At 40.7% G+C, this 15,624-nt stretch carries 14 protein-coding genes; 4 read left to right on the top strand and 10 right to left on the bottom strand.

Going from position 1 to position 15,624, the window contains the following annotated elements:
* Positions 1–257: 257 nt before the first annotated feature.
* From CSQ79_RS13575 to CSQ79_RS13565, 3 genes are all read right to left on the bottom strand, one after another.
* Positions 258–758 (bottom strand): GNAT family N-acetyltransferase, encoded by a 501-nt coding sequence (locus tag CSQ79_RS13575; RefSeq protein ID WP_099701695.1) that lies wholly within the window; start codon positions 756–758, stop codon positions 258–260.
* Positions 751–969, bottom strand: coding sequence for a DUF8624 family small hydrophobic protein (locus tag CSQ79_RS13570; RefSeq protein WP_099701694.1), 219 nt, complete (start codon positions 967–969; stop codon positions 751–753). Before CSQ79_RS13570 ends, CSQ79_RS13575 begins: the two co-directional genes overlap by 8 nt.
* A gap of 111 nt (positions 970–1,080) precedes the next feature.
* The gene (locus CSQ79_RS13565; protein WP_099701742.1) at positions 1,081–2,304 is read right to left on the bottom strand and encodes an AmpG family muropeptide MFS transporter; all 1,224 of its coding nucleotides are present in this window, start codon (positions 2,302–2,304) and stop codon (positions 1,081–1,083) included.
* 236 nt (positions 2,305–2,540) lie between these two features.
* On the opposite strand from CSQ79_RS13565, the gene CSQ79_RS13560 reads away from it, so the two are divergent.
* On the top strand, positions 2,541–3,122 hold the full coding sequence (locus CSQ79_RS13560) for a Uma2 family endonuclease (RefSeq protein WP_099701693.1): 582 nt from the start codon (positions 2,541–2,543) through the stop codon (positions 3,120–3,122).
* 36 nt (positions 3,123–3,158) lie between these two features.
* On the opposite strand, the gene CSQ79_RS13555 is transcribed toward CSQ79_RS13560, so the two are convergent.
* From CSQ79_RS13555 to dndD, 3 genes are all read right to left on the bottom strand, one after another.
* Entirely contained in the window at positions 3,159–4,661 is a 1,503-nt protein-coding gene (locus CSQ79_RS13555) for a DNA phosphorothioation-associated putative methyltransferase (RefSeq protein ID WP_099701692.1), read from the bottom strand.
* A gap of 87 nt (positions 4,662–4,748) precedes the next feature.
* Entirely contained in the window at positions 4,749–5,135 is a 387-nt protein-coding gene (gene dndE, locus CSQ79_RS13550; protein ID WP_099701741.1) for a DNA sulfur modification protein DndE, read from the bottom strand.
* 243 nt (positions 5,136–5,378) lie between these two features.
* A complete protein-coding gene (gene dndD, locus CSQ79_RS13545; protein ID WP_099701691.1) occupies positions 5,379–7,352 on the bottom strand; it encodes a DNA sulfur modification protein DndD in 1,974 nt (657 codons plus the stop codon).
* Positions 7,353–7,720: 368 nt separating this feature from the next.
* On the opposite strand from dndD, the gene CSQ79_RS13540 reads away from it, so the two are divergent.
* Together CSQ79_RS13540 and CSQ79_RS27065 are read left to right on the top strand one after the other, a co-directional pair.
* Positions 7,721–8,272 carry a L,D-transpeptidase gene (locus CSQ79_RS13540; RefSeq protein ID WP_099701690.1) on the top strand — a complete coding sequence of 184 codons (552 nt, stop codon included), beginning with the start codon at positions 7,721–7,723 and terminating at the stop codon, positions 8,270–8,272.
* 291 nt (positions 8,273–8,563) lie between these two features.
* The gene (locus CSQ79_RS27065) at positions 8,564–9,046 is read left to right on the top strand and encodes a superantigen-like protein SSL4 (RefSeq protein ID WP_289501113.1); all 483 of its coding nucleotides are present in this window, start codon (positions 8,564–8,566) and stop codon (positions 9,044–9,046) included.
* A gap of 84 nt (positions 9,047–9,130) precedes the next feature.
* Here the strand turns inward: CSQ79_RS27065 and dndC are convergent, their stop codons facing one another.
* Entirely contained in the window at positions 9,131–10,705 is a 1,575-nt protein-coding gene (dndC, locus tag CSQ79_RS13530; protein ID WP_099701689.1) for a DNA phosphorothioation system sulfurtransferase DndC, read from the bottom strand.
* 179 nt (positions 10,706–10,884) lie between these two features.
* Between dndC and CSQ79_RS13525 the strand changes: the two genes are divergently transcribed.
* The gene (locus CSQ79_RS13525) at positions 10,885–12,453 is read left to right on the top strand and encodes a DGQHR domain-containing protein (RefSeq protein WP_099701688.1); all 1,569 of its coding nucleotides are present in this window, start codon (positions 10,885–10,887) and stop codon (positions 12,451–12,453) included.
* 186 nt (positions 12,454–12,639) lie between these two features.
* Here CSQ79_RS13525 and CSQ79_RS13520 read toward each other — a convergent pair whose 3' ends face one another.
* The 3 genes from CSQ79_RS13520 to CSQ79_RS27780 are packed head-to-tail and all read right to left on the bottom strand — an operon-like array spanning position 12,640 to position 15,392.
* Positions 12,640–13,110: a DNA phosphorothioation-associated protein 4 gene (locus tag CSQ79_RS13520; RefSeq protein WP_099701687.1), complete on the bottom strand. Its 471-nt coding sequence runs from the start codon at positions 13,108–13,110 to the stop codon at positions 12,640–12,642.
* 42 nt (positions 13,111–13,152) lie between these two features.
* A complete protein-coding gene (locus tag CSQ79_RS13515) occupies positions 13,153–15,222 on the bottom strand; it encodes an AAA family ATPase (RefSeq protein WP_099701686.1) in 2,070 nt (689 codons plus the stop codon).
* Positions 15,219–15,392 carry a hypothetical protein gene (locus CSQ79_RS27780; protein WP_289501112.1) on the bottom strand — a complete coding sequence of 58 codons (174 nt, stop codon included), beginning with the start codon at positions 15,390–15,392 and terminating at the stop codon, positions 15,219–15,221. Before CSQ79_RS27780 ends, CSQ79_RS13515 begins: the two co-directional genes overlap by 4 nt.
* Positions 15,393–15,624 lie beyond the last annotated feature (232 nt).

The following is a 15,624-nucleotide window of genomic DNA, read 5'->3' as shown; positions in this document are numbered from 1 at the left end:
TATCCTACCGCCAATCTAACAGGGTATTTAGTGTGTATAGTTGTTAAGCGCAGGGTTTCTTACTGATGGTAAACGGTAATCAAAAAGCTGTTAGCTCTTAGCAGTTAGCATTTAGCAATTGAACCAAAGCCAATAGCCTTAATCGTCAGTAGAAAAGTGCTACTTATGACTAAGTGCTCTGACTCATCCTTGATCAATCCGAAAGATTACGAATTGCAGTGAAAACCGCCTTACTTATTTTACGCGGCTATGAATATTCAAGGAGCAAGCGTTTTAACCATCCAAATTGATGTAGATTGGTAGCCTATCTGGTTGTAAAGATTCAATGCTGATTGGTTGTTTTGAAAGACTTGTAAACCAATTTGGCGATCGCCTCTTTTTTTTGCCCAGTTTTCAGCATAGTGCATCAAAGCAGTAGCAATTCCTCTGCGTCGATGTTCAGGTTCGACGTAAAGCAGAAAAATGTGCGTATAGCGATCGCCTTGAACTTGATCGATAGCATTTCCCGCCCAAAGACACGCCACTGTGAGGGGCGAGGGGCGAGGAGTGAGGGGTGAGGGGTAATTTTCTTGTTGATTTGCCAAATCTACCCACCATAAGGGGGTTTCTTTTGAGTAGTATTGTTCAACAGTGCGGGCTAGGTGTGAGAAATCCTGTTCGGGAAAAAGTTCCTTGTAGGTACGTTGCATGAATTTTAGTAACAACGCCCGATCGACACCGCCAGTACGAATTGTATATCCAGGTATAAGTTCAGACACTGGAAGTTGGGATGTGTTGCAGGGGATTTTGGGCGACTGTACTATCAATTGTCAATAACTGTGCTTGTTTAGGTATCGCTGTCGGTTCCTCAATTGGTGCAGGTGCAGCCATGTCGCTGGGTAAAAAAATACGGGCGCTAACTGCGGCAAGGGCAATCAAAAATCCTATTACTGCAATGACTGGAGCAATATATTCACGTAAGATCTTCATATTTCAAATTGAGTTAACCCTATTTATAATTCGTAACTCCGCGTAGTGGTGACTTTTGTCGCAGTTAGTCATTATATGTTTCTTCTTCCATCCTACAACTGAATTATTGAGTTAGTCTCCTGCGCCTGGTTTAGGTATAGCTATAGGTTTTGGGTTCCACGGTGCAAAGACGGGAAGTAGTAACAATCCTGGTATGGCAGCAACAATACTAATCATAAAGAAGAAAGACCATCCGGTTGCTTGTGCTAAGGCACCAGCGGGAGCAACGAGAATATCACGACTGACAGCCATTAGGCTAGAGAGCAATGCATATTGCGTTGCTGAGAATCTTTGGTTACACAGACTCATCAAGAAAGCAACAAAAGCAGCAGTACCTAAGCCTGCACAAAAGTTCTCAATATTAATCGTTAGCACCATAAATGGATAATTTCTTCCTAGTTGCGCTTGCATCAAATACGCCAGGTTACTAATAGCTTGCAAGCCCCCAAAAACCCACAATGAGCGATTAATGCCGATTTTACTTAAAATTGCACCTCCTGCAAGTGCTCCAACAATTGTGGCAATTAACCCCATCCCTCCTTGAATCGCACCAATGTCAGTTTGCGTGAACCCTATTTGTAATAAAAAGGGTGTAGACATATTGTTGACTAAAGCATCACCGAATTTATACAGAACAATGAAACACAAGATAAAGAATCCTGTCAGTGTGCCTAAACGTTGAAAAAATTCACCAAAAGGTAATAGTACAGCATCAGATAATGAGGCAGGTAGTTGAACATGTCCTTGTGGTTCAGGTGCAATCAAGGTACCAATGAGACCGATAATCATCACTGATGCCATGATCAGGTAAACACTCGTCCATGAAATACGATCTGCCAAAATGAGGGCTAAAGAACCTGTAATGAGTAACGCAACGCGATAACCGAGAACAAAAACCGCTGCACCCGCACCCATTTCTTTTTCTGCTAGCACATCTGCGCGGTAAGCATCACCAGCAATATCTTGCGTTGCACTAAAAAAAGCCACAAATAAGGCATTGATTGCTAGTAGTTGTAATGCTTGTGCGGGTTGTTGAAACCCCATAAATGCGATCGCTAAAATCAATCCAATTTGCAATACAATTAACCATCCGCGCCGTCGCCCTAGAAAAGGTAAGGCAAAGCGATCTAATATGGGTGCCCAGAGAAATTTGAGAGAATACGGTAAAGTTACTAAACTAAACAACCCAATCGATGTTAAATCGACTCCTTCGACAGTCATCCAAGCTTGCAGTGTTTTACTTGTGAGTAACAACGGCAAACCCGATGAAACCCCCAGTAACAGTAAAGCCACCATCTTGCGGCTTTGAAAGACTTGCAGCAGCGATCGATAAGCCACTCTTTCCACCTTCTATAAACTTCGGATTTTGGATTGAGAACAAATGTTATCGCAAGTAGTTTAACTAATTTCACTATTTGGAATGAAATTGCTTCTCTGCACAAAAAGTCCTTAATCTCAAGTACAGACGCGATATGCTAAATTCAAATACACGACTTTACCGCAAATAGTTGCAGATCAGCAAGATGACTTCTATGCTCACTCTGCCTCTTACTCTGAACCTGCAATCAGTTCATTTGACTGATGAACAGTTTTATCAATTATGCATCTCGAATCCAGAGATTCGAGTCGAACGCAATGCCGATGGAGGTTTAATTATCATGCCACCTGTGGGCGGCAACAGTGGCAACCGCGAACTCGAACTTGGTACTGATTTGGCAATTTGGAATCGTCAAACGCAACTTGGAAAAGTTTTTAGTTCTTCAACAATTTTTAAGCTACCTAGTGGCGGCGATCGCTCTCCTGACGCAGCATGGATCGAGTTGTCTCGCTGGCAAGCACTCACGCCACAACAACGGCAAAAATTTCCGCCAATTGCACCAGATTTTGTATTAGAATTGCGTTCTCCAACAGATTCACTGGAAATGCTTCAGGCTAAGATGCAAGAATACCTTGATAGCGGTGTACGCCTAGGTTGGCTATTTAATCCCCAAGATCAACAAGTAGAAATTTATCGATTAGGACAAGTTAAAGAAACGCGATCGCTGCCTACGCAACTGTCGGGTGAAGATGTGCTACCAGGGTTTACCCTACAAGTCGAACGATTTGAGGAGTGATTAGCGTTTTAGCTGTTAACGAGTAAACTCCATACATCATTTAGAAACGATGCGATCGCCTTTAATCTCCACACCGTTTTCCTCTAACCATTTTTGCCAACCGTCGCGCGTTCCAATGGTGCGCGTATTCTTGAGTAACCCTAATTTCTCTTCGCGCCGTGTCAATTTAGCAAACCGTTCGTACAGCGGATAACTTGGTGTCACAAAAGTTTCTTTGCGATGCAGAATTGGCGGGTTCGCCACATTGTCATATTCGCGATAAACCACACCAAGGTTCTGTAAGTCAATTTGCATACTTGTATGTAATGCAGGATGAGCCTCAGTGTCAAAATTTGGATAAAAAAGATACGATATTTTAGGTTTATCAGTGTAAAATTTAACTAATGTTGCGTTATCCATACGTCCAATCGTGCGGCTAGCGCAACCTTCATAAATACGCAGTAAAGGATCGAGTTCGGGTAACGCCGAAACATGGACGTACAGCGCTGTTGGTAAGTGTTTGCCAATTTTACTTTGTTTGCAGGTTTGGGCAACAACACCAGGTTTTCCTAAGCTAAACAGCATTTTATCGGCAACTTGGCAAGCTTCTTGATACGTACCGAAAAAGGCTTTGATATCTTGACGGAGTTCTGAGGCGAGTTGATTGAAGCTAGGACGTTTACCAAACTGCGTTAAGGCAAGATACACCAAAATATCCAACGAACGACGATAGGCGATCGCATCCCACTCAGCTTCATCAGTCGCTTGCAAAATCACATTATAGGCACGGCGAAAAGTCCCAAATTCGAGTAGAATTTCGGTTTGCGCACCTGTCTTGGAAACTTTCGCATCGTGACGGGAACCGCCAAGACGCGAAGTTTCCGCTAGTTCACCCTTAACAGGTAATCTACCCCGTTCGGTAACAAAATCAATCAGTGGCGTTAGGAGTTCTTGATAATCTTCAAAGCGTTTACTTGGAGTACGGACGCGCGGTGTTAAACTCCGCGAACGAAAACGCAAAGCCCGAAAGCTTTCTTTTTCAGTTTCATCGCGAAAGACGAAGTAAATTCCTAATGCGACAGGGACAGCATCAACTTGCAAGACTTCATCAATGTATAATTTTAATTCTTCTTGCTCGTAATATTTCTGAAACGTATTGCGTCGAGTTACAATCCCATCGCCATAAGCTATTTTGGCATTGCTGCGGTCATGAATCAAAACTTGGGCAGCGACAATTAAAACTTTTTGTGTCAAGTTCCAAGCTTGACACAGCGCTGCGCGGCGTTCTTCGGGATCTTCAATGACGTTGAGAACATAGCCCAAATTAACAATATCTGCCGAAGTATGCGGCGTATTAGGACGGTAGTAAGGGTCCCAGCCTGCACAGGTGTAATTCCGCGCCGCTAAGCGTTCGACATCACCACCATAGCCGCAACCGTAGTCAAAGATCGTGGTATCGTTGTTTATGATTGCCCATTCTATGGCTAATCGCACCGGACGTGATAAATCAGTACGCGCGATCGCGGCTCTATGACGTTCAATTTCTAGAGCTTCTGTCATAATTGGCTTTAGTATTGTTAATCTTAATTATTCAGTAAGACTCAAGACAAATAGCAATTAGTTATTACCGATTACCAGTTACCAATTTTAATTTTTGATCGCTAATTTAATTAAATCCTCAATCTTCTTAATATTCGGATCGCCAGCAAGATAAGCAATCCCGCGATGTAAGTGGAGGCGAAACTGTGTTGCTAGCGTTTCTTTGTCAGTACCCAAACCATCGTTATAGCAGCGCTGTTTTAATGCGATCGCCAGCACATCTGATAGTTCTCCACCAAACACGCGCCACGTCATTTCTACGTTACTATCAGCAGGAATTGGAACAGGGGAGGGATTTGTAGGTTCCGCAAGCGATCGACAAAATGCCCAGCGACACAAGATATTCCATTGGTCTATCTTAGTAGTTCGTTTGAGTTTGATTAACTGCTCTTTTGCAGTTTGTGATAGATGAATGCGCTCAAGTGGTGGTTCCATACGAGGAGTGATTGGGTAGTTGGGTAGGCGGGTAGTAGGGAGACTAAGAGAGTTACTCATTAAGAATGTTGAGTGTTGAGTTAAGAATGCCATCAAAGTCTTCTCATAACTCATAATTCAAAACGTGCTAACGCACCGCTACGCTAACAAAACTCAAAACTCTATTACCTCTACTCCCACACTTCCACACTCCTACTCTCCCACACTCTCACTAGCTACTCACCACTAGTCACTCATCACTAGTTACCAAAAATAACCTGGCTCGATTGTGGTACAGCGTTTTACTGGATCGTACTTTAGAAGATATTCGCGGGCGATCGCATTGTTACTGCGGAGTTGTTCAACTTCATTTTTACCAATTTCAGTGTCTGTGGAAAATAGCATAACTTGGTGACTAGCTGAAGGAAAGTAGCGTTCGACTAAGTTATTGCGGTGCGAAGAATCAAGCCGCCCTAGTGGTGTATCAATAGCAATAGGGAGGTTACGCCTTGAAACTCGTGCGAGTCCCCATAATAAGGCGATCGCAAGTAATTGCTTTTCTCCTGCGGAAAGGCGATGTTTTGGTACTAATTGCCCTTGAAAATCATAAAGTGAAAGACTAAAAGTATCCAAATCGATTGCAACGCGATGAACTAAATCTGACTTATGCAGCAAGTATAAAAAACATTCTGTAATTACCGATTCTAATTGATTTAGTTTACGTAATGTAAGTTTTTCTCGAAATAGTTTTAGTGTTGCCTGTACTTTAGTTGATGCAGTAATTATATGTTCGTCATTTTTTCTATCAATATTTTCTTCGCTATATTGCGCTAACTCTTTTTTCGTCTTTTCTATATCTATTGCCAACTCATCACAACGCTTTCTTGCTGTCTCATAAGCGGCTTTCGCATTAGCAAGTTCAATTTGAGCTAATTTAACTGCATCTCCTAGTTGTTCGTAAACTTCTGGTGCTGGTGCTACAGCTATTCGTCTTTCTATTGCTGTTAAATTATCTTCTTGTTTTTTTAATTCATTCAGTTGCTTTTCTGCTAAAGTTTGTAAAATTGGTAAATTATTGAGTATTTCCTGGAGTTGATAAACACTTTCTTGCTCCGCTAGTAACCATAATTCTTCTAAGCAAATATTTTGTTTTAAATCCTCATTTTCTTGGTAAAAAAACAATTTAATTTTTTCTATTTGCTCCTGCTCTAATTTTAAAGCAGCAACATATTTCAAAAACTTTTGTTCTTGCTCAGATAAGATATTTATAGTAATCTGCGCTTGTTGTTGTTGATCTTCTTGTTGTGCTTGATTATGAGCTTGAATCAATAAAGGTGAAATCAAATTTAGAGGTAAAGTACCACTAGCTAATTCCGTAAGCACATCACGCTTTTGTGTAACTGCTTCCTGCTCGTAACGTAGCTGAATTTCTAGTTGACTGCGTTCAGCCGCAATCTTACCACCTTCTAAAACGAACTTATCTGAAGTTTCTTGCTGGTGTTTTTGAGCGTAAGTTAATTGATCTTGAATTGTTGCTAAATATGCTTTTGCACTTTGATATTCTTTTTGCTGATGACTCAGTTTTTGCTCAATATCTTCTAGAGTTACGAGTGCTTGACTATCTGCAATAATTTTACGCCGACGATTAACTAAAATTTCTATGTCTGTTGCTAAACGTTCAGCTAATTCTAAACCAAGTAACGAACGAATTGCTTCAACTACAATTGGGGTAGGAGCCTCTTGTTCTGCTAATTCTCGAACTTGTTCGCCATCAAACAAAAATAGGTTTGAAATTCCTAAAGGTAGTAAATCTTCGATCCGTTCATCCCAAATTTGAGCCAGAGCATTATCAGGCCAATCATCAACTAAAATACCTAAAGTATCTTTACCATTACGAGGGTTTTTAGTCCAACTTCGTTTAATCCGAAACTCGACTTGTACATTATCTAAAATATTCTCAAACGCTAACTCAATCGAAGTTGGTTCGCCCATAGAAGTATATCGGTTTACCGATTGTGTTAAAAAGTCAGAATAACTTAAGTTACCACGCGTAGAACATTGAGCACGATGACCATACAAAGCAAGACGAATCGCATCCATAAGTGTGGTTTTTCCTCCACCATTCATGCCACCCAATAAAATAATCGGGCAATCTTCGTTTGCTTGAGGGCGTAAATTAATCACTTGTCGCCCTAGATAAGGACCAAAATTTTGTAGTACGAGTTCAAGAAATATCACTGTGTTTATCTATGCTAAACAATTACAAATGCTATAAATACTTAATTTTTAGAATAAACTTTTAGGATTATTTACAAACATTTCTATTCATTATCTCTACTTCATGTTATTGATGTAATGGAAAAAACTCCAGACAATACAGCGATCTTTTTCATCTCTCTTTAGTTCTTTAAAAAAGATTTTCATAACTCAAATAAAGTGACTATATAATAAATAAAAAATATGAAGTTATTATTTTCTAAGCAATGAGCAAAAGTAATTTTAGCAAATAGTTGATTGGATAAATTTTATATTTTCTGACTTCGGAAGGATGCTTTACAGCTTTGTATGTAAAATAGTATTCTTTACCCATACGCTAGATTTTACAGATGATCAAGCAATTGTTTGCCCTAGCTGGCGTAGTAGTAGCTGCCAATGTAATCGCTCACCAGTTTGCTCATCAGCAAAATTTATCAGAATCGCCACCGGTTGTGACACAATCGGTTATGCCTCAAGCTCCTGCTAACAATACACCTAACAAAGTCGCTGAGCCTTTGAGATTAAAGATTCAGCTAAACAGTCGCAAAGTCACTCTGTATCAGGGAGAGACAGTGATAAAAAGTTATCCGATCGCAGTAGGGCGTCCTGGTTGGGAAACTCCGACTGGTAATTTTCGCGTAGGTCAAATGTTAAAAAATCCTACTTGGATTAGTCCGTTGACAGATGAGACAGTTCCAGGAGGACACCCCGAAAATCCACTAGGTTCGTATTGGATTGGCTTCTGGAGTGATGGCAGAAATTCAATTGGTTTTCATGGTACTCCTAATGCTGAAACAGTAGGTACAGCAGCTTCGCATGGCTGTATTCGGATGTACAACAAAGACGTCGAAGAGTTGTTTAGTCAAGTCAGTCTAGGAACTCCTGTCACAGTTGTGGAATAACTCAAAAATGACACAAATCGCGCTCGCCTGTGCTGTATAAAAAAATACTAGCACTGAGTATTCAAATAAAGATTTGCAGGTCAAACATTAACATAGCTACACGCGGGTTAGCATTGATAAACAAAACGTATCAAAAGAACAAACTACGACTCAAGGAAGAGAAAATCTCCAGCACACATCTCTAAACTGAGTAAAAATTCCTGGTTTGACATTCAGGAACCAACTATAGACGAAACTGATATTTACCTTTTAGTTCGTCTTGTTCTTAGTGTGTATTTTGAGGAGAAATTAATGCAAGCACGGAAACGCCAAATGCTTCTCAAGCTGACAAGTCTATTGGGATTTGCTGGTGCTGCGACTCTTGTGACTCTTCCAGCTTTAACGCAAATTAATTCCAACGCCAAACTTGGTAGCTCTAATCAAATCCTTGCTCAAACTACCCCAGGAGTAGGACAACCAACTGATCCGACTGCGCCAGGAGTAGGACAACCAACTGATCCTACAGCTCCTGGAACAACACCAGATGCAACTACCCCAGGATTAGGACAACCAACCGATCCCACAGCTCCTGGAACAACACCAGATGCAACTACCCCAGGATTAGGTACGCCAACCGATCCCACAGCTCCTGCGACAACGACACCGGATGCAACTACCACACCAGAAGATACTACTACACCAGGAGTCGGAGCACCTACAGACACGGACAACGATAACGACGACACTACTGGAGTGGAGCAACCTGCGGGTGAGGGTGTTCGCGCTCTTTGGTAAATAGCAGCTAACAACTTTTTTAGCAGTCGAATACAGTTCAGCCCTATCTGAACTGTATCAAACTCATTAAAATGGGCAGTGATTCTAATCACTTAAGCTATTGTCATCTATGGATGTAGCTTGAAACTTTAGGCTTGCCCATGTTAACTGCTTGACAGTTTCAACGTTGCCTTGCTCAGCAGCATTTTTCAAGTCTCTTTTGTAATGTGCATTAGCGATCGCTTCTTCTTTGGAACGCGAACTTGTTTCAAAGCACTTTTCTAACGCCTCAAAAATGCCATTACGACGCGCCATGGTGCGATATTGTCGTTCGGTATCGAGTAACTTTGCCATTAATTCGAGATGCATTGCGTCATCATCACAGATTTCTTCGAGTACAGCCCATTCGTCGCTACCGAGCAAAGTGCGATCGCTTCCTGGGCGTGGATCGCGAAAAGGTTCGCCTGTAACTTCTTGATAAATTCGCGGTAAACTGTCGTCAAACTCGTGATTTTCTTCTAACCAGATACGGCGGATTTCGCTTAACTCTTCTAGAGTGATTAGGGTAAGCTCGCGCATTTCTGCTGGCGCGGTACGTTGAATTTGTGTTTGAATTGTCAGGAGTCTTCTAAGCCAATATTCTCTTGCTTCTTTAACATAAGGACCTGGAATTGGTTCAACAGAGATATCGCCATCTAGGTTGCGTTCGTAAAGTTGTACGTTACCATTCCTCCGCCTAAAATCGCGTCTTTCACGATTTTCTTCTGCATCTAATTCCATACGGAAATCAAGTAGTGGTTGCATCCATTCTTTCTCATCATCATTCTGGATCATGGCTGTTAGTGATTTATCTTGGCTAACCAGTGTGCAAACCCAGCAACCAAAACGAGAACTTCCACAACTAGGAGTCGATGTATCAACCACTAAGGGACATTCATTATCAGCCGTAGCACCGCGATACATTGAGAATAAATCTTTGTTGCTATATCGCCAAGGATTCTCCCACTGCATCAGATAAAGCCATACTTCATCGTTGCGCCAGTCTTCGATGGGGCTATAAACTAACGAGTTTGGTAAATTCATGTTTGGGCTGAGGCGATCTCTGACCCGCTTAGCTTCCATCTTCTTCATTCTGTTTGCACGCTTTGTGCTTTCAGCTTTGCGAGTACCTAAAACAAGAATGGTTTCACCGTTTGTTCTGATCACATCACGAATAAAACGGTTTGATGGATTAATCTTAAGACGCTCGGTACACCAGCGAAATTTTCCTCTAGGTGCTGGATAACCTTTACCGATTAAACCTACCCAAAATGTTTCCTTAGCCTCTGGCTGTAAGAGATGCGGTTGAAATGGTAATTTTTGCGCTTCAGCCTCAAGCTTCATCTGTTGGAGCGAGTTACGCACCCAAGCAGAAACAATCGGATTTTCTACTAATGTATCCGTCGTGATGACGTGGATTGTTTTAGTACGCTTTTCGGGTGGGAGCGATGCGATCGCATTCCACACAAGTTGCAAAGTTGCGGTGCTATCTTTTCCGCCACTGTAGCCTACACACCAAGGTATTTCGTCTAAACAGTATAGTTCTTGAATTTCAGTGGTAAGAGCTTGAATATCTGCAACTAAATCTGCTACAGTACGTGCCTGCTCGCCTTGGTTGTGTTGCTGTTGTGCTGTAGACATTTTATCCTTCTCTTCTGAAACTTATGCCGTTGTGTGGTTACACAAGTCGAAACTACGCATCTATATAACGACTCTTGTGAAGGGCAACCCTGTATTGTCAAGTTTAAAGGTTTTTAAAAACTTTTAGCGCTCAATTTCTTAACAGCTTAAGCTTTGTAAGAACTTCAGTTGAGAAATTTATGAATAAGAGAGTAGCTGATACTACTGGTAAATATCGCAAGGACAACAAACCAGAGGAATTGGCTTCGTTGTTAGCACCATATTTAGAAGCTCGAATTCTCGTGCAAACAACAACGATGGGTGGTACTCAAGCTTACTTAGGCTCTGTTACCTTGGAGTGGTTTGCGCAACAAGTGCGCTTTGCATCATGTTTACCGCTGCTTCAGCCTAAGCATAATCCTGCAACAGATAATGTAGAAGTCGATGCGGATACAATCGCAGAAATTCAACAACGCCCGCTTGATTGGTCGCGGCAAATACCTCTGGTACAATACTTAGCAGCATGGAAAAATCATAAGTTTCCACCAGTGCTTGTTGTCATTCATCAACCGTGGGTAGATAATCCTAAAGCAACAGAATGGGATAGTGAAGGATGCGCTACAAAGTCTACTATCGATTTTACGCCTTTAGACCGTGAAGGTATTGGGTTACTCAATATTGCACCTGAAGCTACAATTTATGCACTTGATGGTCAACACCGCTTGATGGGAGTACAAGGGTTGATGGAATTACTTGAGACGCATCAACTTCAGCGTTATCGCAAAGACAAGACTCCTGATGGTAGTGTCATTACTTTAAATGACTTGATCGAGCATTATCACGTAAATGTTGATTATTTAGAAAGTTTACCTCAAGAAAAAATAGGAATTGAGTTTATCTGTGCAGTCGAGAAAGGTGAAACTCGCGAACAAGCACGACGACGGGTAAGATCAATTTTTGTTCATGTCAACTTAATGGCTGTACCTTTGACGAAAGGTCAATTAGCGCAGTTGAATGAGGATGATGGATTTGCGATCGTGGCGAGAAAAATTGCGACGACGCATCCACTTCTAGAACAAAGAAGCACGCGAAAGCCGCGCGTTAATTGGAATAGCGCTACAGTTGCTACTAAATCTACGGTTTTAACAACACTGCAAGCACTTAAAGAGATGTCAGAGCGATATCTCGGACAAAAGTTCTTACACTGGAAACCATTAGATAAAGGTTTGATTCCGATACGCCCAAACGATCGAGAACTAGAGGCGGGAATCGTAGAATTTCAGCAGTTATTTGATTATTTAGCGACTCTACCAAGTTATCGGGTACTCGAAGCGGAAGAAACACCGTTACTCCGACGCTTTAGTTTCGAGAAGGATGGCGGTGAAGGAAATATGCTTTTTCGCCCTGTTGGACAAGTTGCTTTAGCGCAAGCTTTAGGAATTTTAGTCTTCAAAAAAGGTTTCTCACTCAAAGACATCTTTAAGAAACTCCACAAGTTTGACTTAGAAGGTGGTTTTAGTAGCATGGAATATCCGCGATCGCTTTGGTACGGTATCTTATACGACCCAAACAAAAAGCGCGTACAAGTTGCAGGGCGCGATTTAGCAGCAAAGCTACTCATTTACATTCTCGGCGGAATCCAAGAACCAATGGAACGCGCCGAACTCCGTAAGGCTGTAGCAGATGCAAGAACTATTGAAAAACAGGCGATCGGCTTTGATGGTCAGCTTGTGGAACCAAAAGCAATAGGATTACCACCTATGTTGTAATTCATACATTGAGAGTGATTTTGAACTATATAGATTTAATTCATTAACAATAAATACGAAGTTTCTGCAGCAAACAATGATAGCAATTCCGGTTGATTAGTGTTACCAAAAATGGTAGCTAGTCACTAGTCACTAACTACAAAGCAAGGTTATTTAACCGGAGATGATATTATTTTACTGATTAGTTCAAGATAGAAATTTACTTAAATCAAACTCTTCATTTTGCTGTTCTTGCTGTTCGCGTTCAGGACAAAGCATTAATAAAATTCGCTCAGAATAGTCTACTGCTCCACGTAACTCATTTTGCAGTATTTCTAGTCCGCCATTGGCATATTCTTCAAAGATAAGGTTACGTTTAGCTTCGGATTCCTCAGTAAGCGATAGAATTTTAATGTCTTTTGTTTCCGTAATTGCTAATAACTTAATTACGCAGTCATGTCCCATTGATGCAAAGTACTCTAATCTAATAGGAGAAGGTTCTCTTTTTGAAATTTCTCCTAAAGGTACTCGTCTATTGTGCTTTGCACCCAAAGCAGCAGCAAAGGCGATCGCATCTGCAAAGGTTTGAAAAGGACCTGTTGCACCGTCAGTTGAAATTAAAGATTTAACTAAGTCAGCTTTGTCTTTTGCTACTCTAATTCTGCCAGTTTCTACCATTTTCTTAAAGCTTTTTAATAATTTGTAGCACTGTGTTTACCTTCAACCGTTGCGATTTACCTCAAGAATTTCAGTATACTCAAACTCATTAGGACTTTGTCTAACTAAAGGATACTCTTGTCCTACAATTTCAATCGCATCCTCTTCGCAATCTGGTTTAGAAGAATAGTAAGTTAGAACATATTCCCTACCGATTCTTGAAGTCATTTCTGCTTCTACTTCTCCGCGCCACTGGGTATTACTCACTAATACAATCAACTGATTAGCTAATTGGGGAATAATCTTGGCAATTTGTCGCCGATAAGTTTCATCTAAACTTCCAAACGGCGAGTCCATCACTATGGGAAATGTGCTACCATCAGCTACCATCAACATTTTTCTTTCACTCCACTCGCGCACTTTGTCGATGATGCTACCAATAAATGATAAGCTCAGTATTTGATTTTCACCTGTAGAAGCCGCAACGGGTGCTTCTACACCAGAAGTATTTTCTATTAATGTGAGTTCGTATTTTTTACTAATTTTAGGAATATAGGGCGTGATAGAAATTTCATTAAATATTTCTTGAATTCGTTTTTCTAATTGCAAACGAAACTGCTTCTCTTGGCGTTGTTTAACTTCGTTTAATCGTTCAATTGCATCTAAAGTTGCAGCAATCCGTCTTTGTGCTAATGCTTGTCTTTCCTCATTAAATTTTTGTTTGGCAATTTGCTTATCTAATTCAGCAGCTTCAGTTTTTAAACTATCAACACGCTGATTCTTTTCACCGCGTTCAATGTTTAATTCAGCTATTTTTCTATCAATATCATCCAATCGAAGTTGCAAATTGCGAATTTCTTCGCTGGGATCTTTACGCAAACGTTCTTGAATATTATCTAACTCAGCTTCGATTTGTGATATACTTTCTCTTAATTGATTAATACGTAATTGTTCGCGATCGACATCTTCCCAAAAAGCAGTTGCTTGTTTGTCAATTTCGTCAACTTGGGCGATTGTCCGAATAACAGTTTCTTGGACAGCAGAAGAACCAGCTTGATTTAACAAGTTGCTGACGTTTTGATGCACATCACTTCCATCGTCTAGTTGTGTACCACAAATACAACGGCGATCGCGCAGTATTTCTTGCACAAATTCTTGCGAAATTCTGGCGGTTAACTCGCCGCGCTGCTTTAATGCTGCAATAATTTCTCGAAATTGATTTGTCGTTGACGGTAGTAGTACACTGTAACCGCGTGTAGAAATAGTTTTCTTGAGAGTTTCTTTACTTTTTCGTAGTTCTTCTTGATTTGTTGTTTTCTGGTTTTCTAAATTTTGCCGTCTTTCCTGTAGTTCTTGCGCCGCAGCAAGTTCGCGTAGACGGTGACTTGTTTCTTTTTTAAAAGTGTTTTGATATTCTAACTCTTGAGTAATCTCACTTTGGCGCTGTGTAATTTGTTCAATCTCAATTTCTATCTTTTGCCGTTCTCTCAAAAGTTGTTTGGTTTGGGCATCACCAATCACTTTTAATTCATTTTCTAGCGTTTTTTTGGCTTCACTTAAATGCTTGATTGAGTTATCAATGACTTTCACGCCTAAAAAGATTTTGGTTGCTTCAGCAATTTCTGCTTTCTTATCCGATCGCACAATTTGTTCGATTCGTTCGCCATCGAAAAAGAAATACTGATGTAAGCTTGACGGTAGAATCTGATTGATCACGTCTTCTGGATGTTGTGGTGAATGATACCACCGCCCATCATCGCCAGCTATTTGCATAAATAACTGGGTTTTACCCGCATCAAAGTTGGTGTCGTTTTTATACACGCGACACTCGCGTTTAACGCGGTAGCGTTTGTTATCATGTTCCCAAAATATTTCTACCCAGCATTCGATGACTTCTCCGATATTTGCTTCGGCGATCGCCCGTTTATTGACAAGTTGTTCAGCAGAAGCAAACGCCGCACTAAACTTCTCGTATAGTACCCACGTAAATGCATTTAAGAAACTCGTTTTCCCTGCACCATTGTTACCGTGAACGATTGTCGTATTGCGATTTGTTCCACCTGCAAGGACAATTTCCGGTGTTTTGCTATAAAACGAACGAAAGTTACACAGCCGAATTGAAGTTAACTTCATCGCACCGCTTCCTTGACAATCCGCAAAATATCATCGTTGATATGGCTGTTACTTTTTTTATCAAGTCTGCTCTTTTCTAACTTCCACACCTGTTCAATAATTTGCCTGACTTCTGCTGGCGCGGTGAGAATTGGCTCTTGCACATCGCTAATGTCATCTTGCAGATTCATCTGGGTTTTTACGTAGTTACTATGCTACATTTTACCTCAGTAATTTGAAGCGATCGCATCTATCAAGATACTTTTACTTTGTTTCTTTAGCACAGCTTTGAATTATTTATTTTTGATAAATTTAGTAAAAAATCGCTTTATTTTTGGGGCTGCTTTCTGGTAATATCTAAGTTAGTTGATGATTTTCTTCATAATAAAAATCTAACCAAATTTTAAAAATAGACAAATATTT

The organism is Gloeocapsopsis sp. IPPAS B-1203 (assembly GCF_002749975.1).
Taxonomy (GTDB): Bacteria; Cyanobacteriota; Cyanobacteriia; order Cyanobacteriales; family Chroococcidiopsidaceae; genus Gloeocapsopsis.
The sequence above is the reverse complement of the archived record's forward strand: the minus strand, read 5'-3'. Positions and strand labels throughout refer to the sequence as shown.